This window comes from Novosphingobium mississippiense (genome assembly GCF_044029535.1).
Classification (GTDB): Bacteria; Pseudomonadota; Alphaproteobacteria; order Sphingomonadales; family Sphingomonadaceae; genus Novosphingobium.
This window is the reverse complement of the sequence record NZ_CP147001.1, coordinates 2,074,514-2,096,944: the sequence shown is the minus strand read 5'-3', so window position 1 is coordinate 2,096,944 and position 22,431 is coordinate 2,074,514. Positions and strand designations below refer to the sequence as shown.

General features: G+C 64.5%; 25 protein-coding genes and 1 tRNA gene. 23 read left to right on the top strand and 3 right to left on the bottom strand.

The window, feature by feature from the left end; translation table 11 throughout:
• The first annotated feature begins 30 nt into the window (after positions 1–30).
• On the top strand, positions 31–720 hold the full coding sequence (locus WBP06_RS09985) for an esterase/lipase family protein (RefSeq protein WP_395327086.1): 690 nt from the start codon (positions 31–33) through the stop codon (positions 718–720).
• A gap of 45 nt (positions 721–765) precedes the next feature.
• Here WBP06_RS09985 and WBP06_RS09980 read toward each other — a convergent pair whose 3' ends face one another.
• Positions 766–1,374 carry an NAD(P)-dependent oxidoreductase gene (locus WBP06_RS09980; protein ID WP_395327085.1) on the bottom strand — a complete coding sequence of 203 codons (609 nt, stop codon included), beginning with the start codon at positions 1,372–1,374 and terminating at the stop codon, positions 766–768.
• Between the two features lie 54 nt (positions 1,375–1,428).
• On the opposite strand from WBP06_RS09980, the gene WBP06_RS09975 reads away from it, so the two are divergent.
• From WBP06_RS09975 to rpmE, 12 genes are all read left to right on the top strand, one after another.
• Positions 1,429–1,872 carry a winged helix-turn-helix transcriptional regulator gene (locus tag WBP06_RS09975; RefSeq protein WP_395334116.1) on the top strand — a complete coding sequence of 148 codons (444 nt, stop codon included), beginning with the start codon at positions 1,429–1,431 and terminating at the stop codon, positions 1,870–1,872.
• A gap of 57 nt (positions 1,873–1,929) precedes the next feature.
• Positions 1,930–3,117: a DUF1624 domain-containing protein gene (locus WBP06_RS09970; protein WP_395327083.1), complete on the top strand. Its 1,188-nt coding sequence runs from the start codon at positions 1,930–1,932 to the stop codon at positions 3,115–3,117.
• A 118-nt stretch (positions 3,118–3,235) separates the two neighbouring features.
• Positions 3,236–3,958 carry a UMP kinase gene (gene pyrH / locus WBP06_RS09965; protein ID WP_395327081.1) on the top strand — a complete coding sequence of 241 codons (723 nt, stop codon included), beginning with the start codon at positions 3,236–3,238 and terminating at the stop codon, positions 3,956–3,958.
• Positions 3,959–3,961: 3 nt separating this feature from the next.
• Positions 3,962–4,519: a ribosome recycling factor gene (gene frr / locus WBP06_RS09960; protein WP_132384938.1), complete on the top strand. Its 558-nt coding sequence runs from the start codon at positions 3,962–3,964 to the stop codon at positions 4,517–4,519.
• A 31-nt stretch (positions 4,520–4,550) separates the two neighbouring features.
• Positions 4,551–5,240 carry a polyprenyl diphosphate synthase gene (gene uppS / locus WBP06_RS09955; RefSeq protein WP_395327078.1) on the top strand — a complete coding sequence of 230 codons (690 nt, stop codon included), beginning with the start codon at positions 4,551–4,553 and terminating at the stop codon, positions 5,238–5,240.
• Entirely contained in the window at positions 5,227–6,012 is a 786-nt protein-coding gene (locus WBP06_RS09950) for a phosphatidate cytidylyltransferase (RefSeq protein WP_395327076.1), read from the top strand. Before uppS ends, WBP06_RS09950 begins: the two co-directional genes overlap by 14 nt.
• Positions 6,013–6,019: 7 nt before the next feature.
• On the top strand, positions 6,020–7,180 hold the full coding sequence (locus WBP06_RS09945; RefSeq protein ID WP_395327074.1) for a 1-deoxy-D-xylulose-5-phosphate reductoisomerase: 1,161 nt from the start codon (positions 6,020–6,022) through the stop codon (positions 7,178–7,180).
• Positions 7,181–7,229: 49 nt separating this feature from the next.
• Positions 7,230–8,615: an RIP metalloprotease RseP gene (gene rseP / locus WBP06_RS09940; RefSeq protein ID WP_395327073.1), complete on the top strand. Its 1,386-nt coding sequence runs from the start codon at positions 7,230–7,232 to the stop codon at positions 8,613–8,615.
• Positions 8,616–8,787: 172 nt separating this feature from the next.
• The gene (gene bamA / locus WBP06_RS09935) at positions 8,788–11,460 is read left to right on the top strand and encodes an outer membrane protein assembly factor BamA (RefSeq protein ID WP_395327071.1); all 2,673 of its coding nucleotides are present in this window, start codon (positions 8,788–8,790) and stop codon (positions 11,458–11,460) included.
• Positions 11,460–12,068 carry an OmpH family outer membrane protein gene (locus tag WBP06_RS09930; RefSeq protein WP_395327070.1) on the top strand — a complete coding sequence of 203 codons (609 nt, stop codon included), beginning with the start codon at positions 11,460–11,462 and terminating at the stop codon, positions 12,066–12,068. The genes bamA and WBP06_RS09930 overlap by 1 nt, the downstream gene beginning before the upstream one ends.
• Before the next feature lie 19 nt (positions 12,069–12,087).
• Complete coding sequence (gene fabZ / locus WBP06_RS09925; RefSeq protein WP_395327068.1) at positions 12,088–12,540, top strand: 3-hydroxyacyl-ACP dehydratase FabZ; 453 nt, start codon at positions 12,088–12,090, stop codon at positions 12,538–12,540.
• A gap of 124 nt (positions 12,541–12,664) precedes the next feature.
• Entirely contained in the window at positions 12,665–12,892 is a 228-nt protein-coding gene (gene rpmE / locus WBP06_RS09920; RefSeq protein WP_021235635.1) for a 50S ribosomal protein L31, read from the top strand.
• 108 nt (positions 12,893–13,000) lie between these two features.
• Here the strand turns inward: rpmE and WBP06_RS09915 are convergent, their stop codons facing one another.
• Positions 13,001–13,354 carry a PilZ domain-containing protein gene (locus WBP06_RS09915; RefSeq protein WP_395327065.1) on the bottom strand — a complete coding sequence of 118 codons (354 nt, stop codon included), beginning with the start codon at positions 13,352–13,354 and terminating at the stop codon, positions 13,001–13,003.
• Between the two features lie 250 nt (positions 13,355–13,604).
• On the opposite strand from WBP06_RS09915, the gene WBP06_RS09910 reads away from it, so the two are divergent.
• Positions 13,605–14,180, top strand: a complete 576-nt coding sequence (locus WBP06_RS09910; RefSeq protein WP_395327063.1) for a superoxide dismutase family protein — start codon at positions 13,605–13,607, stop codon at positions 14,178–14,180.
• Positions 14,181–14,216: 36 nt separating this feature from the next.
• On the opposite strand, the gene WBP06_RS09905 is transcribed toward WBP06_RS09910, so the two are convergent.
• Entirely contained in the window at positions 14,217–14,849 is a 633-nt protein-coding gene (locus tag WBP06_RS09905) for a prolyl hydroxylase family protein (protein ID WP_395327061.1), read from the bottom strand.
• 198 nt (positions 14,850–15,047) lie between these two features.
• On the opposite strand from WBP06_RS09905, the gene WBP06_RS09900 reads away from it, so the two are divergent.
• From WBP06_RS09900 to WBP06_RS09860, 9 genes are all read left to right on the top strand, one after another.
• Positions 15,048–15,124, top strand: a tRNA-His gene (locus tag WBP06_RS09900).
• Between the two features lie 128 nt (positions 15,125–15,252).
• A complete protein-coding gene (gene ccmC, locus WBP06_RS09895) occupies positions 15,253–15,981 on the top strand; it encodes a heme ABC transporter permease CcmC (protein WP_395327060.1) in 729 nt (242 codons plus the stop codon).
• Positions 15,982–15,984: 3 nt separating this feature from the next.
• Entirely contained in the window at positions 15,985–16,125 is a 141-nt protein-coding gene (locus WBP06_RS09890) for a hypothetical protein (RefSeq protein WP_395327058.1), read from the top strand.
• 2 nt (positions 16,126–16,127) lie between these two features.
• Complete coding sequence (gene ccmE, locus WBP06_RS09885; protein ID WP_395327056.1) at positions 16,128–16,601, top strand: cytochrome c maturation protein CcmE; 474 nt, start codon at positions 16,128–16,130, stop codon at positions 16,599–16,601.
• Positions 16,598–18,562, top strand: coding sequence for a heme lyase CcmF/NrfE family subunit (locus tag WBP06_RS09880; protein WP_395327055.1), 1,965 nt, complete (start codon positions 16,598–16,600; stop codon positions 18,560–18,562). The genes ccmE and WBP06_RS09880 overlap by 4 nt, the downstream gene beginning before the upstream one ends.
• Complete coding sequence (locus tag WBP06_RS09875; RefSeq protein WP_395327053.1) at positions 18,559–19,125, top strand: DsbE family thiol:disulfide interchange protein; 567 nt, start codon at positions 18,559–18,561, stop codon at positions 19,123–19,125. The genes WBP06_RS09880 and WBP06_RS09875 overlap by 4 nt, the downstream gene beginning before the upstream one ends.
• A gap of 38 nt (positions 19,126–19,163) precedes the next feature.
• Entirely contained in the window at positions 19,164–19,556 is a 393-nt protein-coding gene (locus WBP06_RS09870) for a cytochrome c-type biogenesis protein CcmH (RefSeq protein WP_395334114.1), read from the top strand.
• Positions 19,553–20,242: a tetratricopeptide repeat protein gene (locus WBP06_RS09865; RefSeq protein WP_395327051.1), complete on the top strand. Its 690-nt coding sequence runs from the start codon at positions 19,553–19,555 to the stop codon at positions 20,240–20,242. The genes WBP06_RS09870 and WBP06_RS09865 overlap by 4 nt, the downstream gene beginning before the upstream one ends.
• 154 nt (positions 20,243–20,396) lie before the next feature.
• Positions 20,397–22,352, top strand: a complete 1,956-nt coding sequence (locus tag WBP06_RS09860; RefSeq protein WP_395327049.1) for a potassium transporter Kup — start codon at positions 20,397–20,399, stop codon at positions 22,350–22,352.
• Positions 22,353–22,431: the final 79 nt, after the last annotated feature.

The window sequence follows — 22,431 nt, the reverse complement described above, 5'->3', positions numbered from 1 at the left end:
GCCGGCTCTTTCCGCCAAATCCTGCTGGGTATGGAGCAAACCAGTCTCGTTCGGACCCCTGCCGGTGAAGCGCGGCAAGCGGGTATCCTGTTTCTGCATGGGCATAGTCGCACGGGGCTGTCGATGCGTCCGCTCGTCCGGCAATTCGACCGTCTGGGATACCGGACCTGCACGCCGACCTATTCCAGCCTGACGAGATCGGTGCCGGATATCGCGGAGCGGCTGAAATCACGCCTCGACCGCTTTCGCGCGGAATTCGACGGCCCCCTTCATATCGTGACGCATTCGCTGGGCGGTCTGGTCGCTCGCGCTCTGGTGAAGGTGGCGAGACCGGACGGGTTGGGGCGGGTGGTCATGCTGGCGCCGCCCCATGGAGGGAGCGAATGGGCCGATCTTCTGTCTCGTCTGAAGATGAACCGGATTGTGCTGGGCCCGGCGGGCCGTCATCTGGTGACCGGCCGCAGCGTAGTCGACGAGGCGGTGCTGGCAAGCGTCGACTTCGAGTTGGGGATCATTGCCGGCAATCGCTCGCTTGACCCGGTTCTGACGCGCCGGATCGTGTCCGCGCCGAATGATGGCAAGGTATCGGTCGCATCGACCAGGCTGGCCGGGATGGCCGATCACATCACCTTGCCTGTCTCACATACTTTCATGGTTAACAATCGCGCGGTTGGCGACCAGGTTGTGGCGTTCATCAGGTCCGGTCGGTTCAGCCGCTGATTCGCGGCGAGGCCGGGCGGCGCCTTGCCGCCCGAATCCCATGTCTCAATAGGCTGCCGTGAACCGCGCGCGGCTGTGCTTGTGGGCTTCCAGTTCGTCGACCATGGCGATGGCGTAGTCGGCAAAGCTGATCTTGCTCTCGCCCGCGCTGTCGGTGACGAGCTGGTCGGTGCCGGGGCGGTAGCTGCCGGTGCGCGGGCCTTCGAAGATCAGCGCAGCGGGCGAGAAGAAGGTCCAATCCACATCGGTGGTCTGCTTGAGGGCGTCGAGGAATGCGATGCCGCCCATCGCTGCGGCCTTCCACGCTTCGGGGAATTCGGGGTCGTCGATCACGCGCACGCCCGGTGCCACTTCCAGGCTGGCGGCGCCGCCGGTGACGAGCAGGCGCGACACGCCGGCCTTGCGCACGGCGGCCAGTAGGGTTTCGGCGGGAACGTCGAAGTGCAGGGCGCTGATCACCGCGTCATTGCCGGCGATCAGGCCGGCGAGTGCTTCGGGATCGGCGGCATCGCCTGCCTTGGCGGTAACGCCCGGCGCGGCGGCGATCTTGTCCGGATTGCGCGCAATGGCCAGCACCTGATGGCCGCGCGCAGCGGCTTCCTTCACGATTTCCGATCCGGCGCGGCCGCTGGCGCCAAGGACTGCAATCTTCATGTCGATTCTCCACTAGGTATCCAATGGTGACCAAGTGTGCTATCGCAAGTGACCATGCAAGAAGGCACCTTGATCGCACCGGGTTACCCCGAGGAAACTGCCGCCACATCCGGAACACATGCGCCGGACGTCTACGCCGCCAATTGCCCGACGCGGCAATTGCTCGATCGCGTGGCGGACAAGTGGAGCGTGCTGATCCTGACCACGCTGGGCAATGGCGAAATGCGCTTCAACGCGCTGAAACGACGGATCGACGGGATCTCGCAGAAGATGCTCAGCCAGACGCTGCGCTCGCTGGAGCGGGATGGGCTGGTGTTGCGCCATGTCGTGCCCACCGTTCCGGTGACGGTGAGCTATGCGATCAGCCCGCTGGGCAGCGAACTGCTGGAAGCGCTTCAGGCGATGATCGACTGGGCGGAGGCGCGGATGGCGCAAGTCACGCTCTCGCAGCTGGCATACGACGCACGGGAACGGGAACTGGCGCTAATGTCCTTCTGATCTCCGGAGCGCAGTGCTGCCATTGAAATGATATAACGTTACGGTAAAGCGCAAGGGATGAACCGTCCCGAAGCCCAATCGCTGACGTCGCCGGAATTGAGCCGCGCCGTCGCTCGCCCGCGAATCGTCGCCATCGATGCCCTGCGCGGCCTCGTCATGCTGCTGATGCTTGTCGATCATACGCGTGAGTTCTTCTATCTCGACCGGCAGGTGTCCGATCCGATGGACCTGACCGCCACCGATCCGGCGCTGTTCCTGACGCGGCTTGCCGCTCATCTTTGCGCCCCCGTCTTCGTGGTGCTGACAGGCGTTTCCGCCTGGCTTCACGCACGCGGCGATGCGCGGCGGGCGAGTGCGTTTCTCGCCAAACGCGGCCTGTTCCTGATCGCGCTGGAAGTGACGCTGGTGAATTTCGCCTGGACCTTCGATCCGACGCCGAAGACCTACTTCCTGCAGGTGATCTGGGCGATCGGTTTGTCGATGCTGGTACTCGCGGTGCTGATCCACCTGCCGCGTGGCTGGATAGCCGGCATCGGCGGGGCGCTGGTACTTGGGCACAATCTGCTGGACCCCTTCGCGCTGGCACCGGGCGCGCCAGGCCACGCGCTCTGGGCGATCGTACACCAGCGTGACCTGATCGTGTTGCCGTGGGGCGCGGCGGCGCGCACGTCCTATCCGGTCCTGCCGTGGATCGGCACGATGGCGCTGGGCTATACCGCCGGGCCGTGGTTCGGGCGGGATGCCGATCCGCATGCGCGCGGCAGAGCGCTGCTGCTGGCCGCCGCGGGAAGTCTGGCGCTGTTCGGAGTCTTTCGAGCGGCGGTCGGCTATGGCGATACGCAGAGCTGGCAGGCCACCGGCAACGCTGCCCGCGATGCGATGGCCTTCGTGAACCTGACGAAGTATCCCGCCTCGGCCTGCTTCCTGCTGCTGACGCTGGCGATCGGCGCGCTGCTGCTGCATCTGTTCGAGCGGACGGATGCGGAGGGGCGCAGCCGCCCGATCCGCTGGCTGGCGGTGCTCGGCGGCGCGCCGTTGTTCTTCTATCTGCTCCACCTCTACGTACTGCATGCCGCGAACCGCATCGCCGGTGCGGCGCTGGGCGCACCGGGTTTGCTGAGCGTGCCTTCGGTGGGCTGGATCTGGACACTGGCCGCGCTCGTCGCCGTGCCGTGCTGGTTCGCCACGCGCCGTTTCGGTGCGGCGAAGCGCGCCAGTTCGGCCTGGTGGATGCGCTACCTATGAAGGGGTAGAGCGCGCCGCCGCTTCGGTTAGTGGCGCTCATCCACAAGCTGGCCCCTTGGCAAGCCGCCCGGGCGCTCCTAAAGCCGGGGCCATCCAGCCCCCGAGGAGAAGTGCGGCCATGAGTTCATCCCCCTACAAGCGCGTCCTCCTCAAACTGTCGGGCGAAGTCTTGATGGGGAACCAGCAATTCGGGATCGATTCCGATTTCGTTGCCGAACTCGCCAAGGAAGTGAAGGCCGCGAAGGAAACCGGCCTTGAGATCTGCCTCGTCATCGGCGGCGGCAACATTTTCCGCGGCATGGCCGGCGCGGCGCGCGGCATGGACCGTGCGCAGGCCGACTACATGGGCATGCTGGCCACCGTCATGAACGCGCTGGCGATGCAGAACGCGCTCGAACAGCTTGGCGTCCACACCCGCGTGCAGTCCGCCGTGCAGATGGACCAGGTGTGCGAGCCGGTGATCCGCCGCCGTGCCGAACGCCACCTGGAAAAGGGCCGCGTGGTGATCTTCGCCGCCGGCGTGGGCGCGCCCTACTTCACCACCGATTCGGGCGCCGCGCTGCGTGCCGCCGAAATGCAGTGCGACGCGCTGCTGAAGGGCACCAGCGTCGACGGCGTCTACGACAGTGACCCGAAGAAGAATCCGGACGCCAAGCGTTACGATACCGTCGATTACGACACTGTTCTTGCAGACAATCTGCAGGTTATGGATGCATCCGCCGTTGCGCTGTGTCGCGACAACAATATTCCGATCGTCGTGTTCTCGATCCGCGAGAAGGGCAACCTTGCCACGGTTCTCGCCGGGGGCGGAACCAAGACGATCGTGCAGAAAGGAGCCTGAAGCATGGCCAAGTACGACAAGGCGGACCTCGAACGCCGCATGAAGGGCGCGATCGATGCGCTGAAGCACGATCTTTCGGGCCTGCGCACCGGCCGCGCCAACACCGCGCTGCTGGAGCCGATCATGGTCACCGTCTACGGCGCCAACACGCCGATCACGCAGGTCGCCACGATTTCCGCGCCCGAACCGCGCATGCTTTCGGTGCAGGTGTGGGACAAGTCGAACATCGGCCCCGTCGAAAAGGCGATCCGTTCGGCCGGTCTGGGTCTGAACCCGATCAATGACGGCAACACGCTGCGTCTGCCGATCCCCGATCTGACCGAGGAACGCCGCAAGGAACTGGCCAAGCTTGCCAGCTCCTATGCCGAAAAGGCCCGCGTCGCCGTGCGCAACGTGCGCCGTGACGGGATCGAGAACCTGAAGGCGGACGAGAAGAAGAAGGAAATCTCGGAAGACGAGCGCAAGCGCTCCGAAACCGAAGTCCAGAAGCTGACCGACGACATCATCAAGCAGCTTGACGAGGAATTCGGCCGCAAGGAGAAGGAAATCCTCGGCAAGTGAGGCTGTTCGGCCGCGCTTGGGGGAATGTCTGATGGCGAAGAGTGAACCAGCAGTCGTGCGCCACGTTGCCATCATCATGGATGGCAACGGCCGCTGGGCGAAGAAGCGTCACCTGCCGCGCGCGCTGGGTCACCAGCGCGGCGTGGAGGCGGTGCGCCGTGTCGTGCGCGGTGCCCGCGAACTGGGGCTGGAAGCGCTGACGCTCTATGCCTTCTCCACCGAGAACTGGCGCCGGCCGGAGGAAGAGGTTTCCGACCTCATGAGCCTGATGAAGCGCTTCATCCTCTCCGACCTCGATGAGTTCGCGGCGGCGGGGGTGCGGTTGAAGATCATCGGCGATTACAAGGCGTTCAAGCCGGACGTCGTCGAACTGGTCGAAGGCGCGGTGGCGCGCACCGCAGGCAATACCGGCACCACCCTGGCTGTGGCGCTGAACTACGGTTCGCAGGACGAGATCGCCCGCGCCGCCACCAAGGCGGCCGAAAAAGGCCCGATCACGCCGGAAACCATTGCCGTCGAGCTGGACACGGCGGACCTTCCGCCGCTGGACCTGCTGATCCGCACATCGGGCGAGGTGCGCCTTTCCAATTTCCTGCTGTGGCAGGCGGCCTATGCCGAGATGCTGTTCACCGACGTGCTCTGGCCCGACTTCAACGTCGACCACTTGCGCGATGCGCTGGAAGAGTTCGCGCAGCGGGAGCGTCGCTATGGCGGACGTTGAGCCTGCCAAGGAAAAGTCTGGCAAGAAGTCCGACCTGGGCGTCAGGACCGTTTCGGCCGTGGTCATGCTGGCCGTGGCCGGTGCGGCGCTCTGGCTGGGCGGTGCGGTCTGGACCGCGTTCGTCTGCGCGGTTGCGCTGGGCGTCCTTTGGGAATGGGTTCGCCTGTCTCGCGCGGCGATGGGCGATCCGATGCATCGCGGCCTGATGAACTTTGCGGGCATGTTCTATATCGGCGTTGGCGCGGCCATGCTGCTGTTCCTGCGCAATCCGGCGTTCAGCCTGGGCCCGGTGCTGACGGTGCTGGCTATGGTGATCGGCGTCGATGTCGGGGCCTATTTCACCGGCCGCACGCTGGGTGGCCCGAAGATTGCGCCGTCGATCAGTCCGTCGAAGACCTGGTCGGGTCTGCTGGGCGGCATTCTGGGCGCGACGCTGGTGCTGTTCGGCGCGGCGCGGTTCTGGCAGGAGGGCATGATCTCGATCCTGGTGCAGGGCAATGCGGCCGATGGCCCGGCGTGCCTGGGATCGCATCCGTGCTGGTATCTGACGGCCGACCCGCTTCCGCTGTTCGGTTCCTGCCTATTGACCGGGGTTTTCGTCGCCGTCTGCGCGCAAGCGGGCGACTTCTTCGAAAGCTGGCTGAAGCGCCGTGCGGGCGTGAAGGATTCGGGTAATTTCATTCCCGGCCATGGCGGCTTCTTCGATCGTGCGGACGGATTGCTGGCTGTCCTGTTCTTGCTTGCGCTCATGATCCTGTTGCAGCCAAGGTAAGCGCACGATGAGCATCCAGCGGACCATCTGCATTCTTGGCGCCACCGGCTCGGTCGGGGCATCCACGCTCGATCTCGTGCGGCGTAACCCGGCCGATTGGCGGGTCAGCGTGCTCACGGCGCATTCCAATGTCGATGAACTGGCGAAGCTGGCGCGCGAGTTCGGCATCGACCTGGCCGTCGTCGCGGACGAGGCGCGTTTGCCCGCGCTGCGTGCGGCGCTGGCCGGCACCGGCATCGAGACTGCGGGCGGGGCGCAGGCACTGGTGGAGGCTGCCGCGCGCGGCGCCGACATGACCGTGGCCGCCATTGTCGGCTGCGCGGGCCTGGCGCCCACCATGGCGGCGATCGAACAGGGCAGGGTGATCGCGCTCGCCAACAAGGAAGCGCTGGTCTCGGCCGGCGAAGTGATGATGGCCGCCGTCGCCCGTCACGGCGCGACGTTGTTGCCGATCGATTCGGAACACAACGCGATCTTCCAGTGCCTGCAGGGCAACGATATCGCGCAAGTTCGCTCGATCACGCTGACCGCGAGTGGCGGGCCGTTCCGCGAATGGAGCTGGGAACAGCTTCAGGCCGCGACCCCCGCGCAGGCGGTGAAGCACCCCAATTGGGACATGGGTGCGAAGATCAGCGTCGATTCGGCGACCATGTTCAACAAGGGCCTCGAACTGATCGAGGCGTACCATCTTTTCCCGGTCGGGCTCGATCGCCTGCGGATTATCGTCCATCCGCAATCGGTCGTGCATTCGATGGTCGAATATCGCGACGGGTCGACTCTGGCGCAACTGGGGCCGTCCGACATGCGCGTGCCAATTGCCTCTGCGCTGGCCTGGCCGGCGCGGATGGACTCCCCTTGCGCACCGCTGGACCTTGCCGCGATCGGCGAACTGACGTTCCGCCAGCCCGATGAAAATCGTTTCCCGGCAACGCGTCTTGCCCGTTCCGCGGCCGAAGCAGGCGGTGCGATCCCGGCAGTGCTGAATGCCGCAAACGAAGTGGCCGTGGCCGCATTCCTGGCCGGTCAGATCCCGTTCACGCGCATTGCCGCACAGGTCGAGGATGTGCTGGGCGCCTATGCGCCGCCCGCGCCCGCCAGCCTGGATGACGTGCTGGCGGTTGACGCGGAGGCCCGCGCAAGGGCAAGCATGGTAACGGGACCCGCCTGAGCCGGTAATCGGTGGCCAGTTGGCTCGGGTCCGATGGAGTTTGCCTGACTTGACCGGATCGCCCAATCTGCTGACGACGATCTTCGCATTCCTGCTTGCCCTTGGCCCATTGGTGCTTGTCCATGAACTGGGGCATTACCTGGTAGGCCGGCTGTTCGGGGTGAAGGCCAATGCCTTCTCGATCGGTTTCGGCAAGGAAATTGCCGGATGGACCGATAAGCGCGGCACCCGCTGGAAACTCTCGGCGCTTCCGCTGGGCGGCTATGTGCAGTTCGCGGGCGATATGAACCCGGCCTCGGCCCCCAGCGCGGCAGAGGACGGCCTCACGCCTGAAGAGCGCGCGCAGACCTTCCACGTGAAGCCCTTGTGGCAGCGCGCGCTGATCGTCTTCGCCGGGCCGCTGACCAACATTCTGGTCTGCGTACTGATTCTGGCCGCATTCGCGTGGATCAACGGCAAGATCGTTGCCGATCCCGACGTGGCCGGCTTCGCGTCGCACTCCGCCGCCCAGACTGCGGGAATCGAAGTGGGGGATCGCATCGTCTCTATCGACGGCGCGCGGATCAGCAGCCCGTTCGACGTGGCGCAGCACACCGATTTCTTCCCCGGCAAGACGGTCAATGTCACGATCCTTCGCGACGGCCGGCAGTCGACAGTGCCGGTCAAGCTCGCCTCGGAGGAGGTGAGCGACGAATTCGGCAACAAGGCCACGCTTGGCGACCTTGGCATCGATTTCGTGGCCCCCATCGTTGGTGGGTTCTCCGAAGATTCGCCCGCGCGCGCGGCCGGCGCCGAAGTGGGCGATCGCATCGTCGCCGTGGGCAACACCGGCGTGACCAGCTTCCGGCAGGTGCAGGACATCGTCACGGCCATTCCGGGCAAGGCGACCACGGTCACCGTCATGCGTCAGGGTGAGGCCCATGTTCTTCCGCTCGTGGTGGGAAGGCACACCGTGGCGGACAAGCAGGGTCGCAGCACCACGATCGGCCTGATCGGCGTCCAGTCCGGCGCGGGGCGGATCGAGAAGGTTGGTGCGGTGGAGGCGCTCGGTCTGGGCGTCGATCGCACCATCATGTTCGCGGGGAACATGGTCACCGGAATCCGCCAGATTATCGCGGGCGATCGTTCGGTTCGGGAACTGGGCGGACCGATCAAGATGGCCAAGTATTCCGGGGAGCAATTCAGCCTGGGATGGAGCGCTTTCACGTTCTTCGCGGCCATGATCTCGATTAACTTGGCATTCATCAATCTCCTGCCAATCCCGGGCCTGGACGGCGGGCACCTGGCTTTCTACGCAGCCGAATTGGTGCGTCGCAAGCCGCTGGACGTGCGCAGTCAGGAATGGGCGATCCGCACCGGGGTGGCATTCGTGCTGGCCTTGATGCTGTTCGTCACGGTCAACGATCTGGCTTCGCTTCCGATTTTCGGGGGATAGCCTGGAGAAATCTTCCAAGATCACATTTTTGCCGGGATTGACTGCTTGATCGGACGCCGTCCATCGGGCAGACGGGCGCGATTGCCTGCCGGGGAGGCAGGTGCCTGGCGGATCACTCTGTAGAGCCTCGCGTAAGCGCATACGGGAACTTGCTTGAATGATGGGATGGGAAATGGGTCGCAGCATTGACGCTCGCCGCGCGCCGCAGATTGCTGCCATGCTGCTGGGAACCACGATCCTGGCCGGCGTGCCCACGGTCGCTTTGGCGCAGAAGCCCGCCAGCGCGCCCAAGGCGGTCAGCGCTCCGAAGGCGGCTGCTGCTCCGGCTACGCCCGTGGCCGCTCCGGCAGCGCCCGAAGTAGGGGAGCCGATCCAGACGATCCAGGTGGTCGGCGCGGAACGTCTTGAGCCGCAGACGGTGCTTTCGTACATCCAGCTGCGCGTCGGCCAGTCCTATACCAAGGCCAATGCCGACGCCGCGCTGAAGGATCTCTACGCGACCGAGCTTTTTGCCGATGCGCAGATCGCCAACGACAATGGGGTCGTCACCATCACGGTGAAGGAAAACCCGGTCGTCAACCGTATCATCCTTGAAGGCAACAAGCGCATCAAGGACGACAAGATCCTGCCGGAAATCAAGGTTGCCCCGCGCCAGATCTTCACGCGTTCCAAGATCCGCGCCGACGTGGCCCGCATCATCGAACTCTACAAGCGTCAGGGCCGCTACGCCGCGACGGTCGAGCCGAAGATGGTCATGCTGGACCAGAACCGCGTCGACATCGTCTTCGAGATTACCGAGGGTGACAAGTCCAAGGTTCGCCAGATCAACATCCTGGGCAACGAGAAGTTCTCCGACGGCGAACTGCGCGCGCAGATGGTGACCAAGCAGGCGCGTTTCAGCCGCCTGTTCAGCTCGAACACCACGTACGATCCCGATCGCATGGCGTTCGACCAGCAGAAGATGCGCCAGTTCTACCTGACGCAGGGCTATGCTGACTTCCGCGTGGTTTCCGCCGTGGCCGAACTGACGCCGGACAAGAAGGACTTCATCATCACGTACGTGGTGGAGGAGGGTAAGCGCTACAAGTTCGGCGACGTGAAGGTCGAGAGCCAGCTGCGCGACTTCGATGGCGACAAGCTGGCGCGCAACCTGACGATCCACAAGGGCGACTGGTACAACGCGAAGGCGGTCGAAGACACCATTGATGGCCTGAACGACACCGCCGGCGCCTTCGGCTACGCCTTTGCCGACGTGCGTCCGCAGTACGATCGCGACAAGGACAACCTCACCATGGGGCTGACCTTCGTGATCCAGGAAGCGCCGCGCGTCTATGTCGAGCGGATCGACATCAACGGCAACACGCTGACGCAGGACAAGGTGGTCCGCCGCGAATTCCGTATTGCCGAAGGCGATGCGTTCAACTCGCTGCAGGTCAAGCGCTCCACCAACCGCATCAAGTCGCTCGGCTACTTCCAGGAGAAGTTCGAGGTCGAGCAGAAGCCGGGCAGCGCGGACGACCGCATCATCCTGGAAGCGAACGTCGAAGAGAAGCCCACCGGGCAGTTGCAGCTTTCGGCCGGTTTCTCCAGCCTTGAACGCTTCATCTTCCAGGCTTCGATCCAGCAGCGGAACTTCCGCGGCCGTGGCCAGACGGTCGGGCTGTCGGGCAGCTATTCGTCCTATTCCAAGTCGGTCGAGGCAAACTTCGTCGAGCCATACCTGTTCGACAAGAACGTGTCGCTGGGCGTGGACATCTACCGCCGCGACTATAACAACTTCAATTACATCAATAATAACGATCGCAATACGAACTATTCGCAGTCGACCACCGGTTTCCAGGTCCGTGCGGGTGTGCCGCTGACCGAATACCTGACTGCAATCGCCCGTTACACGCTCAATTACGATGACGTGTCGGTCGATAAGAGCCAGTTCTATTCGGTGAACTCGCAGGGCGTCTACGCTTGCGACCCGATCCGTGCCAGCCGCTACCTTTGCGAGGCAATCGGAAAGCGTTTGAGCTCGATCATCGGTGGATCGCTGATCTACGACACTCTCGATAACCGCGTGCGTCCGTCGCGCGGGTCGACGATGTCGATCAGCGTCGATGCCGCAGGTCTTGGCGGCGATGTGAAGTATGCGCGTGCCGTGGCCAAGGCAGCCAAGTACTGGCCGCTGGGCAAGGGCTTCATCTTCTCGCTTTCGGGTGAGGGCGGCGCGATCAGCGGTTGGGGTGGTGACGACGTGCGCCTGACCGATCGCTTCTACCTGGGTGAGCCGCAAATCCGCGGTTTCGGCATTCGCGGCGTCGGTCCGCGCGTCATTCGCCGCTATTATTCGGTGGCGGCCGATGGCACGACCGAACAGACGAGCAAGAACGACGACGCGGTTGGCGGCAAGTATTATTACATGTCCCGCGCCGAGCTGGAGATTCCGCTGGGCTCGGGTGCGCGTGAAATGGGGCTGCGTCCGTCGATCTTCGTGGATGCTGGCGCCGTGTGGGGCGGCAAGGCGCCCGACCTCATCACGAACTGCCAGCCGACGGCGGGCTGCTTCGTGGGCAGTCGCGATTCCAGCGGCAACCAGATTTATAAGGATGCCAGCGGCAACTACACGACCAACGCGGTGGATCCGACTACCGGCGCGGCAAACACGGCGCAGGGCTCGCAATACTATTTCACCGAAACCTACTACGGCAACTCGTGGCACCCGCGCGTCGCCGTCGGTTTCGGCGTGAACTGGAACTCGCCCTTCGGGCCGTTCCGCATCGATATTTCCAAGGTTCTCGTCAAGGAACCTGGCGACGATACCAAGACCTTCACTTTCAACGTGGGAACGCAATTCTGATGACCAAGATTCTCAAGTCCGCCGCACTGGCCTCGGGCCTGGCTCTTGCCGCTCTTGCCACGCCGGCTTTCGCGCAGGCCGTTCCGGCATCGAAGGTCGCCGTTGTCGACCTCGACCGCATCGCCAAGGAATGCAACGCCTGCAAGACGGCCAACCAGCAGCTCCAGGGCCAGATCCAGGCTTTCGAAGCCCGTCGCAACCAGCTTTCCACGCAGCTTCAGCCTGAAGCGCAGGGCCTTGAGACCGCTGTGAAGGCGCTGAACGGCAAGCAGCCCGACGCCGCGCTGCAGACCCGCATCCAGGCCTACCAGCAGAAGGAACAGCAGGCCGGTCAGGAACTGCAGGGCCAGCAGGTGCAGATCCAGCGCAACCAGGCCTATGTCGGCCAGCAGATCCAGCAGCAGCTGCAGGGCCTGTACAAGCCGGCCATGACCAAGCGCGGTGCCAACGTGCTCGTCGAAGTCGGCCAGACCCTGGCCTATGACCCGACGCTGGACATCACCAACGACGTGCTGACCGCGCTGAACGGCGCGCTGACCACGATCAACACCACGGCTCCGGCGCCGCAGCAGGCGGCTCCGCAGCAACCGGCTCCTTCGGGCCGCTAAGAGCAGGATTGGGCAGGCGATGAGCGAGTCGACTGAATCCGTGTACGACACCGCGAAGATCCTGGCGGCACTGCCGCATCGCTACCCGATGCTGCTGGTCGACCGTGTGGTCTCGTTCGATGAGAACGAGATCCACGCGGTCAAGGCCGTGAGCTTCAACGAGGACTTCTTTCAGGGGCATTTCCCTGGCCGTCCGATCATGCCCGGCGTCCTCCAGATCGAGGCGCTGGCGCAGGCGGCGGGCATCCTGGCCATCGAATCGCTCGGGCTCGCCGGTAGCGGCAAGCTCGTCTATTTCATGGCGATCGAGGAAGCGAAGTTCCGCAATCCGGTGACGCCGGGCAACCTGCTCGACCTGCGTGCGGGCTTCGTCCAGAAGCGTTCGCGCGTGTGCAAGTTCTGGGGCAAGGCCGCGATCGGCGACAAGGTGACCTGCGAGGTCAACTTCACCGCGATGATCGCCGACGCCTGATGGCAGGCTGGAGGAGGGCTCGCGCCGTCCTCTTGACCCTTGCTTTTTCGGGGTCTGCCGTGTAAGGGCGCCGCTTTCCCAAGCAGGCCGGTCGGAACCGGCCATATGCGAAGAGAGATACGACATGAAGGCCGATACGCATCCCGACTATCACATGATCACCGTCCAGATGACCGACGGCAGCACCTTCCAGACCCGCTCGACCTGGGGTTCGGAAGGCGACACGCTGGTTCTGGACATCGATCCGACCTCGCACCCGGCCTGGACCGGTGGCAAGGCCCAGCTTCAGGACGGCGGCCGCGTGGCCCAGTTCAACAAGCGTTTCGGCGGCCTCTCGCTCAAGAAGAACTGAGCGCGAAGCAAGCTTCACGAACACGAAGAAGGCGGCCTGCAAGGGCCGCCTTTTTTTGTATGTCCGGAAGGGGGGAGGGCTCTGTCGCCCGGCGGATATCGGTAGCAATCAGCCGACGATATCCATCAATTCGTGCCATTCGCGCGCGCCGTGTGGCACCGCGTGCAGGAATTCCATGCCGGCCAGGTTTCCGCGAACCCAGCGCACGACCGCCCTGAGAGCGGCGCCCTGACCCAGCCCGATGCTGACGAATGCGCCTTGGCGCAGCCAGGCGGCGGCACCGGAAACGCAGCAGCCGTGGAGCGAAACGTCGGTGAGCACGGAATCGGTCCGCTCACCGCGTGAGGATTCGATCCACGCGGCGTAGCGGGTTGCGTGCCGCTGCTCGCGGCGGCGTTCGTCCGGCGCGATCTCCTGCCGCATCTGTGCGCTCGAATAGAGTCTGGCGAGCGGAGCGTTCATGCAAATTCGTCCTTGGCGACCGTCTTATCGCCTTGGACTGTGGCACAGGATCGTTAACTTCGGATCACCGCCTTGCCCCGTGTGTTTCGTGTGGCAACGGTTCTGGAATTTTCGCGAATTGCGAATGCCTCGCAAACAATTGCCTTTCCCGTATCGCGAGTTAGTCTGCGCGGCAACGGCACAGGGGCGCGGGCCGTGGTTGGCGTCCGGCCGGGAGAAGGGCCCTTGCGGGCCGCAACGGAGAATTGCCATGCACCGACCCCCCAATCGATCGCTCCGCCTTTCTATCGCGCTGGGTGTTGCCGCGCTTGCCGCAGGCCCGGCTATGGCTGTCCCGGCGATGGCTGCCGATGCACCGGCGCCGATTCAGGCCCCGATTCAGGCGCAAGTGGTTGGCCTTGACGGCAAGGCGCTGGGCACGGTGACGGTCCAGCAGACCCCGGCGGGCGTTCTGGTGACCACCGATCTGAAGGGCCTGCCCGAAGGTGATCACGGCTTCCACTTTCATGAGAAGGGCCTGTGCGATCCGGCCGCGAAATTCACCACCGCCGGCGGTCATTTCACCGCGGGCGATCCGGTGCATGGCCTGATGTCGATGGGCGGCCCGCACGGTGGTGACATGCCCAACCAGCATGTCGGACCCGATGGCGTGCTGAAGGCGCAAGTGTTGAACACCGGCGTGACCATCACGCCCGGTGCCAAGTCGATCGTCGATGCCGATGGCGCGGCGCTGGTGATCCACGCCGATCCCGATGACTACACCAGCCAGCCGGCGGGCAATGCCGGCGGCCGAATCGCTTGCGCGGTGCTCAGCGCACCGAAGTGATCCTGGATGGGGGAGGGGCGCACCTCCCCCGCATTCCTAGCCCCAGGGCCGCTCGCGGTACCACTGCGTGATCACGTACTTGTGGCCCTTGCGCACCTTCATAGCGTGGTGGAGCGTCGCGGCGTTGAGGCTGCCATCCGCGCGGCGGTTGTTCCAGGCGACCAGCTTGCCGCGTTCGGGCTGGATCAGCTTGTCGATCACCTTGAAGCGCGTGGCGCCGCCTGCCTCCACATCGTTGAGGTAGACCATGAAGGTCCAGGTGCGTTGCCCGGATACCGCGCAGTACTTCTGATAGTCGCTGTTGTTCGGCTCGAAGTAGTCGGTATGCGCCTTGAATTCCTGGCCGACTTCGTAGCGCTGCCCCTGCAGCGGTTCGGCATGGGGCAGGGCGATGCCGGACAGTCCGGACAGCTTGTTCGCCAGCGAGGCCACTGCCGGCGCCTGCGAATCGAGGTCGCAGGTCGAACTGGTGCGAAACACGTCGTCGCCGTTGTAGTTCGCGATCGTCGAGGGGCGGTGCTGCGCCTCGATCATGGCGACCAGTTCGTCGCACTCTGCGGCGGAGAGGAATTGGCGCTTCACGAACAGGTCGAGCCGCGATGACGGGAACCGCTGGATGCCGGGGACGGCCAGCAGGATGTCGGGAGATGATTCGCCGGGAGCCTTCATGCGGCGGACCCTAGCGGCGGCAATCGCTCCGGAAAATTGCAGGACTTGCGCGGTGCTCGGATTTTTTACCGGCCTTCATGCATTTTTGCTTTGCAAGGAGGCGCAGCTTGTGCAAATGGCGCGCCTCCGCACCGGTTGCTGCACAGCGCTCCGGTCGGTAACTTCGAAGTGCAGCCGAAAAGCTGGCTTCCCAGTGTGGCGATTGTAGCTCAGTTGGTTAGAGCGCCGGTTTGTGGTACCGGAGGTCGTGGGTTCGAACCCCATCAATCGCCCCATTTCTCCCAGATCGAAAATCCCTCCCGGCGATGGTCCGGTCGAGCGAATGATCCGGTGGGTGATAAGCCCTGGCCCACGATCAAGTCCCCTTGTTCCTTTTCACGCGCTCTATAGAAGCGCGACTGTCATGCATGGCTTTGCAAATCCTGCCCGCTTCCTGCGTATCGCCCGTTGGCTGATGCCGCTCTGCATGGGTGCCGGGGCGCTGATCGCCGCGGCCGCGCTGGGCTGGGGTCTGTTCTTCGGGCCTGCGGAGCGACTGCAGGGCGAAACCGTGCGCATCGTCTATCTCCACGTTCCCGCCGCCTGGCTAGGCATGGCAGGCTGGATGGCGATTGCCGGGGCAAGCTTTACCGAACTGGTCTGGCGCCATCCGCTGGCCGGTATCGCCGCCCGCGCGGCGGCCGTGCCGGGCGCCGTGTTCACTGCCGTGTGCCTGATCACCGGATCGCTCTGGGGCCGACCGGCCTGGGGCACCTGGTGGGTGTGGGACGGTCGGCTGACCTCCATGCTGGTACTGTTGTTTCTCTATTTCGGCTGGATGGCGCTGTCGCAGGCGAGCGAGGCGGCCGACGGCGGGCAGAATAAGGCGCCGGCGATCTTCGGGCTGGTGGGCGCGGTGAACATTCCGATCATCCACTATTCGGTGATCTGGTGGCAGAGCCAGCATCAGGCGCCCTCGATCACGATCGGCAAGTCGGCAATGGCCGGCGCCTTCCTCTATCCGCTGCTGTTCTCGATGCTGGGCTTCACGCTGCTGTTCGCCGGCGTGGTGCTGGCCCGCATGCGCGCGATCCTGGCCAACCATCAGGCCGAGGCGCGGCTGCGGCGCAAGGCGCTCTCGGAAGGATATTGATTCATGCGTGAGGCGATGGACCCCTGGACCTTCGTGGTCGCTGCCTATGTCGTGGGCGTGGGGGCAGCGTTGGCGATGGTCGCCTGGTCGCTCCTGACGATGAAACGCGCCGAAACGCGCCGGGATGAGGCGAGGAAGCGCTGATCATGGCGAGCATTGGGGGCGGAACGGCGATCAAGGCCAAGCACCAGCGACTCGTGCTGCTGGCCATCGCGCTGGCGGTGCTGATCGCAGCCGCGCTGCTGGCGGCCTGGGCTCTGCGCAATCAGGCCAGCTATTTCTACGTGCCGAGCGAGATTGTGGCGAACCCGCCCGAAGCGGACCGGGGCGTGCGCCTTGGTGGCATGGTGGAGCGCGGATCGCTGCGTACCGAGGCGGATGGCGTCACCATCGCCTTCGTCGTGGGCGACGGCAAGGCCCGCGTGCCGGTGACCTTCAAGGGCATAGTCCCCTCCCTTTTCGTGGAGGGGTCGGGTGTGGTTGCCGAAGGGCACATGGGGGTCGACGGTACTTTCGTGGCCGACAATCTGCTTGCCAAGCATGATGAGAATTACGTCCCGCGCGAGATGCAGGACATGAGCAAGGAACAGGCCCAGCAAGTGATGCGCGAAACGCAATGATCGCGGAACTGGGACTTGCCGCGCTTTGGCTGGCGGCCGCTCTGGCCGCACTGCAACTGGTGGCGGGCGCACTGGCGCTGACGCCCCGCGGTGCATCGCTGGCGGGCATCGTGCGGCCGGTGGCGGTGGTGCAGGGGCTGCTGGCGCTGTTCGCGTTCCTGACGCTGATCTACCTTTTTGCCGTCACCGATCTTTCGGTGAAGCTGGTGGCGATGAATTCGCATTCGATGAAGCCGCTGATCTTCCGGATCGCCGGGGCCTGGGGCAATCATGAAGGCTCCATGCTGCTGTGGGTCACGGTGATGGGGCTGGCCGGCGGGCTTGTGGCGCGGATCGAGCGCCGCCTGCCGGAACCGACGATGCTGGCGACGCTGGCGGGGCAGGCTTTCGTCAGCCTTGGCTTCTATGCGTTCCTGCTGATCGCCTCCAATCCGTTCGAGCGTCTCTCGCCCGTCCCGCAGGAGGGCAATGGCCTCAACCCGCTGCTGCAGGACCTTGGCCTCGCCTTTCATCCGCCCACGCTTTACCTTGGCTATGTCGGCCTGTCGGTGGCCTTCAGCTTCGCGATCGGCGCGTTGGTGACGCGTGAAGTCGGCCCTGCTTTCGCCAAGGCGATGCGGCCCTGGGTGTTGGGCGCTTGGATATTCCTGACGATCGGCATCACCGCCGGTTCCTACTGGGCCTATTACGAGTTGGGCTGGGGCGGTTGGTGGTTCTGGGATCCGGTGGAGAACGCCTCGCTGATGCCGTGGTTGGCGGCGACGGCATTGCTCCATTCGGTCAGCGTGCTGGCGTCGCGCGATGCGCTGCGGACGTGGACGGTGATGTTGGGCGTGGTGGCATTCTCCATGTCGATGATCGGCACCTTCCTCGTCCGCTCCGGCATTCTCACCAGCGTCCATGCCTTCGCGGTGGACCCGGAGCGCGGCACATTCATCTTGGCGCTGCTGGCGATCAACATCGGCGGCGCGCTCACCCTGTTCGGCCTGCGCGCGGCGACCGTGAGCGAGGGCAAGCGCTTTGCCGTCACCAGCCGCGAAGGCGCGTTGGTGTTCAACAATGTCATGCTCTCCGCCATTCTGGGCATCGTGCTGTTCGGCACCCTCTATCCGTTGCTGGCGGAGGCGATGGGGGCCAAGGTTTCCGTGGGCCCGCCCTACTTCAACCCGATGAGCGCGCTGTTCGCGGTGCCGATGCTGCTGGTTCTGGCCGTTGGCCCGTTGCTGCGCTGGAGGCGTGACAGCTTCGGCCGCGTGGGCAAGGCACTGGTGATCCCGGCCATGCTGGCGGTCGTCGGCGTGATACTGATGATCATGCTGGGCGGCACGGCGCTGCTGCCGACGATCGGCCTCGCGCTGGGCCTTGGTCTGCTCTGGGCGAGCGTGCTGCCGCTCAAGGGCCGCAATTTGCGCCGTACGCCGCTGCCGATCTGGGGCATGGTGATCGCGCATTGCGGCATTGCCGTCTCACTGCTGGGCATGAGCTGTGAGAGCGCTTTTTCGGTCGAGAAGCTGGTGGCGATCCGCCCCGGTGAGGCGACCGAGGTTGGCCCCTGGCAGATCAAGCTGGACGCTGTCGTCCCGGTCGCCGGTCCGAACTGGACCGCATTGGAAGCACGGCTGCTCGTCCGTTATGGCGACACTGGCCACGTCATTCAGCTATCCCCGCAATCGCGCAGCTTCTGGGCGCCGCCGCAACAGACCAGCGAATCGGCGCTGCTCACGCGTTGGAACGGCCAGCTTTACACCGTGCTGGGTGGAGAGGCCGAGGGGGGGCGTTGGCAACTTCGGCTGTGGTGGAAGCCCTTCGTTCCGTTGATCTGGCTGGGCGGGCTGATGATTGCGCTGGGTGGTCTGCTGGCGCTGATCGGCCGCGTTGCCACGGACCTGCGCCGCATCATCGCCAAGGACAAGATCGAATACCGCCGCGAACGGCAGGGCAGGTCAGGAAGGCACGCGTGAGCACCGATACGTCTCCCGAAAGCGCCGTCAGGGCGCCGCGCTGGGCAATCTGGCTGCCGCTGGTGCTGTTTGCCGCCTTCGTGGTGCTGGTGACGGTGCAGCTTCGCAACCCCGCCGATACCAATGTGGCCAGCACCCTGATCGGCAAGCCGATGCCGGCGTTCAACCTGCCGCCGGCCTTGCCCGGCCGCCCCGGTCTGGAGAGCAAGGCCTTTGCCGACGGCAAACCGCATCTGGTGAATATCTTCGCCTCCTGGTGCATCCCCTGCGGCGTGGAAGCGCCGCAGCTTGGGGTGCTGGCCAAGGCCGGCGTGCCCATCGAAGGCATTTCGGTGCGCGACAAGACGGAGGATCTTCAGGCTTTCCTGAAGATCAATGGCGATCCCTATCGCCGGATCGGGGCTGACGATGACGGCAAGGTCCAGCTCGCGCTTGGCTCCTCGGGCGTGCCGGAAACCTATGTGATCGATGGCAAGGGCGTGATTCGCTACCAGCACATCGGCGAAATCCGTGCCGATCAGGTGCCGATGATCCTCGAAAAGCTGGCAGAGGCCGCCCAATGAAAGGGTCGGTGAGAGCCTGTCTCGTCGCGCTGCTCGCCATGCTCGGGCTGTGGGCGATCGGTCCTGCAGGGGCGCAGGAGGAGCAATCCACCGCGCCCTACGCCTACCGTCAACTCGACGATCCGGCCAAGGAGCAGAAGGCGCAGGCGTTGATGGAAACGCTGCGCTGTCTGCAGTGCCAGGGCCAGTCGATCGCCGATTCGGACGCGCCGATCGCCGGTTCGATGCGCAGCCTGGTGCGCGAACGCATCGCCGCGGGAGAGGAGCCCGAGGCGATTCGCGGTTGGCTGGTCGAACGCTATGGCGATTACGTCAGCTATGCCCCGCGGGTGACCTCGCTCACATGGCCGCTCTTCGCGGTGCCGCTGGCGCTGCTGGCGCTGGCGTTCCTGCTGCTGCGCAAGCGTTTCCGGCGGGGAGGGCAGGTATGACCTGGGTTTTCGTGATCGTTCTGGCCCTCATCGCCTTCGCGCTGGTGGTCTTCGTGTTCAAGGCGCCGAAAGGCGGGCGAGAGGCGGTTGCCGCCGCGCTGGTGTTGGGCATTGCCGGTTACGCGGCCCAAGGCAGCCCGGCGCAGCCCGGCGCGCCTAAGGATGCGGAGCAGGGCCGTTCGGGCGAGATGGGCGAATTCTTCGCACAGGCGCGCGCCACTTTCAGCGAGAGCGGCATCCCGCCGAGCGATCGCTGGGTGGTGATCGCCGATGGGCTGGCCCGGCACGGCGAATATGCCGATGCCGCTGAGGTGCTGCGCGGAACGGTGGAGAACGAGCCGGCCGAACCCTCGAACGATCCCGATATCCGCGCCTATCGCTCGGACGCATGGCTTTCGCTGGGCAATGCGCTGGTGGCCCATGCGGAGGGGCAACTGACGCCGGCAGCCGCATATGCCTATCGCCGTGCGGAACGTTCCGATCCGACCGCGGCCGGGCCGCCGTTCTTCATGGGCCTGGCGCTGGCGCAGTCGGGCCAGCTTTCCGAAGGGCGGGCAATCTGGGCGAAGCTGTTGGCCCGAGCACCGAAGGACGCCCGTTGGCGGCCCGTGCTGGAACAGCAGATCGGCCGGCTGGATGCCTTCATCGCCACGCAAGGCGGTGCACCTGCCGCCCCGGGGCAATAACCCTGTTCCCGCCCCTGACAGATTTGGGGACAGCGCTGTCAACGCGATCATCCACCCACTAAGTATCGTTGCCTGCCCCAAGCCATGCTGCTAACGGCGGGCGCTTGTCGCGGCATGAAAACATGATCCGACAAGGCCATTACGGGGCGCTGGAATGAGTGATGCAAGTTCGGATACCGCTGAGGTCCCGACAGTGATCGATCCGGCCACAGGCCGGAAAACGCCTGTCGGGGGGCATGGGTCCGGTAATATCACGAAGCTGGCGCTGGGCGCCGTCGGTGTCGTTTTCGGCGATATCGGCACCAGCCCGCTTTACGCTTTCCGCGAAACCTTCGTCGGCCCGCATCCGCTGGCGATCGACGAGTTGCATGTGCTTGGCGTGGTCAGCCTGATCTTCTGGTCGATGACGCTGGTCGTCTCGGTCCAGTACGTCGGCATCCTGATGCGGGCGGACAACAAGGGGCAGGGCGGCAGCCTTGCCCTCGTCGCGCTGATTTCGGGCGCAATCCGCAAGTCGCGTTATGGCCCGCTGGTCGTGCTGCTGGGCGTCTTCGCCACATCGCTGTTCTACGGCGATTCGATGATCACGCCGGCCGTTTCGGTGCTTTCGGCGGTGGAGGGTCTGACCGTCGTCGAATCGCGCCTGTCGCCGCTGGTCCTGCCGATCGCGCTGGTGCTGCTGGTGGCACTGTTCATGATCCAGAAGAGCGGCACCGCCAAAGTCGGCGCGGTGTTCGCGCCGGTGATGGTGACCTATTTCACCGTGCTGGCGGTGCTGGGCATCTATCATCTGGTGCAGATGCCGCACGTGCTGGTGGCGCTGAACCCATGGTACGCGATCCAGTTCTTCATGACCGACAAGATGCTGGGCTTCCTGGCGCTCGGCTCGGTGGTGCTGGCGGTTACCGGGGCGGAGGCGCTCTATTCGGACATGGGCCACTTCGGCCGTGGTCCGCTGCGCCTTTCGTGGTTCGGGTTCGTGATGCCGTGCCTGCTGATCAACTATTTCGGCCAGGCGGCGATGATCCTTGGCCTGGACGATGCGGCGGCGGCAGAGGCGATGGAGAACCCGTTCTTCCACCTCGCCCCCGAAAGCCTGCGTCTGCCGCTGGTGATCCTGGCGACCTGCGCCACCTTCATCGCCAGCCAGGCGGTGATCTCCGGCGCATTCTCGATCACCCACCAGGCGATGCAGCTGGGCTTCATCCCCCGCCTTTCGACCCGCCACACCAGCGAGCACGAAGTCGGCCAGATCTACATCCCGTTCGTGAACTGGGCGCTGATGACCGGCGTGATCGTGCTGGTTCTGGTGTTCCAGAACTCGTCCAACCTCGCCTCGGCCTACGGCATCGCGGTGACGGGGGCGATGTTGATCGACACCTGCTTGATGACGGTGCTGCTGTTCGTGCTGTGGAAGTGGAAGCCGTGGCAGGCGATCCCTGTAATCGTCACCTTCTTCGTGGTGGACGGCGCCTACTTCGCGGCCAATGCCACCAAGATCAAGGATGGCGGCTGGTTCCCGCTGATGATCGGCGGCATTGCCTTCACCTTGTTGACGACATGGAACAAGGGCCGCCGCCTCATGCGCGAACGCATGACGGAAGCTGCTCTGCCGCTGAACGTCTTCGCCAAGAGCGCACACGGGTCCGCCGCGCGGGTGCCGGGCACGGCGATCTTCATGGCCTCTACCAATGCCGGCGTGCCTTCGGCGCTGCTGCACAACATCAAGCACAACAAGGTGCTGCATGAGCGTGTGGTGGTGTTGACGGTCGAAGTGCAGGATGTGCCCTATGTGGAGCCGGCAGAGCGCTATTCGATGACCGACCTTGGGCAGGGCTTCTACCGCATGACGCTGCGCTACGGCTTCATGGAAGAGACCGATGTTCCCGCGGCTTTGGCTCATTACGAGGTTTGCGGTGGACCGTTCGAGATGATGAAGACCAGCTTCTTCCTCTCGCGCCAGACGCTGGTTCCTTCGGCCAAGCCCGGCATGGCGATCTGGCGCGAAAAGCTGTTCGCGTGGATGATGCGCAATGCGGCCAGCGCGATGGAGTTCTTCCGCCTGCCGACCAATCGCGTGGTGGAACTGGGCAGCCAGCTGGAAATCTGATTCGGCATCCTGTCAGCATGGCGGTCGCGACCGGCCGGCTGACGGGAATTGTCATATTTTTAATGCATATAGGTTTGAT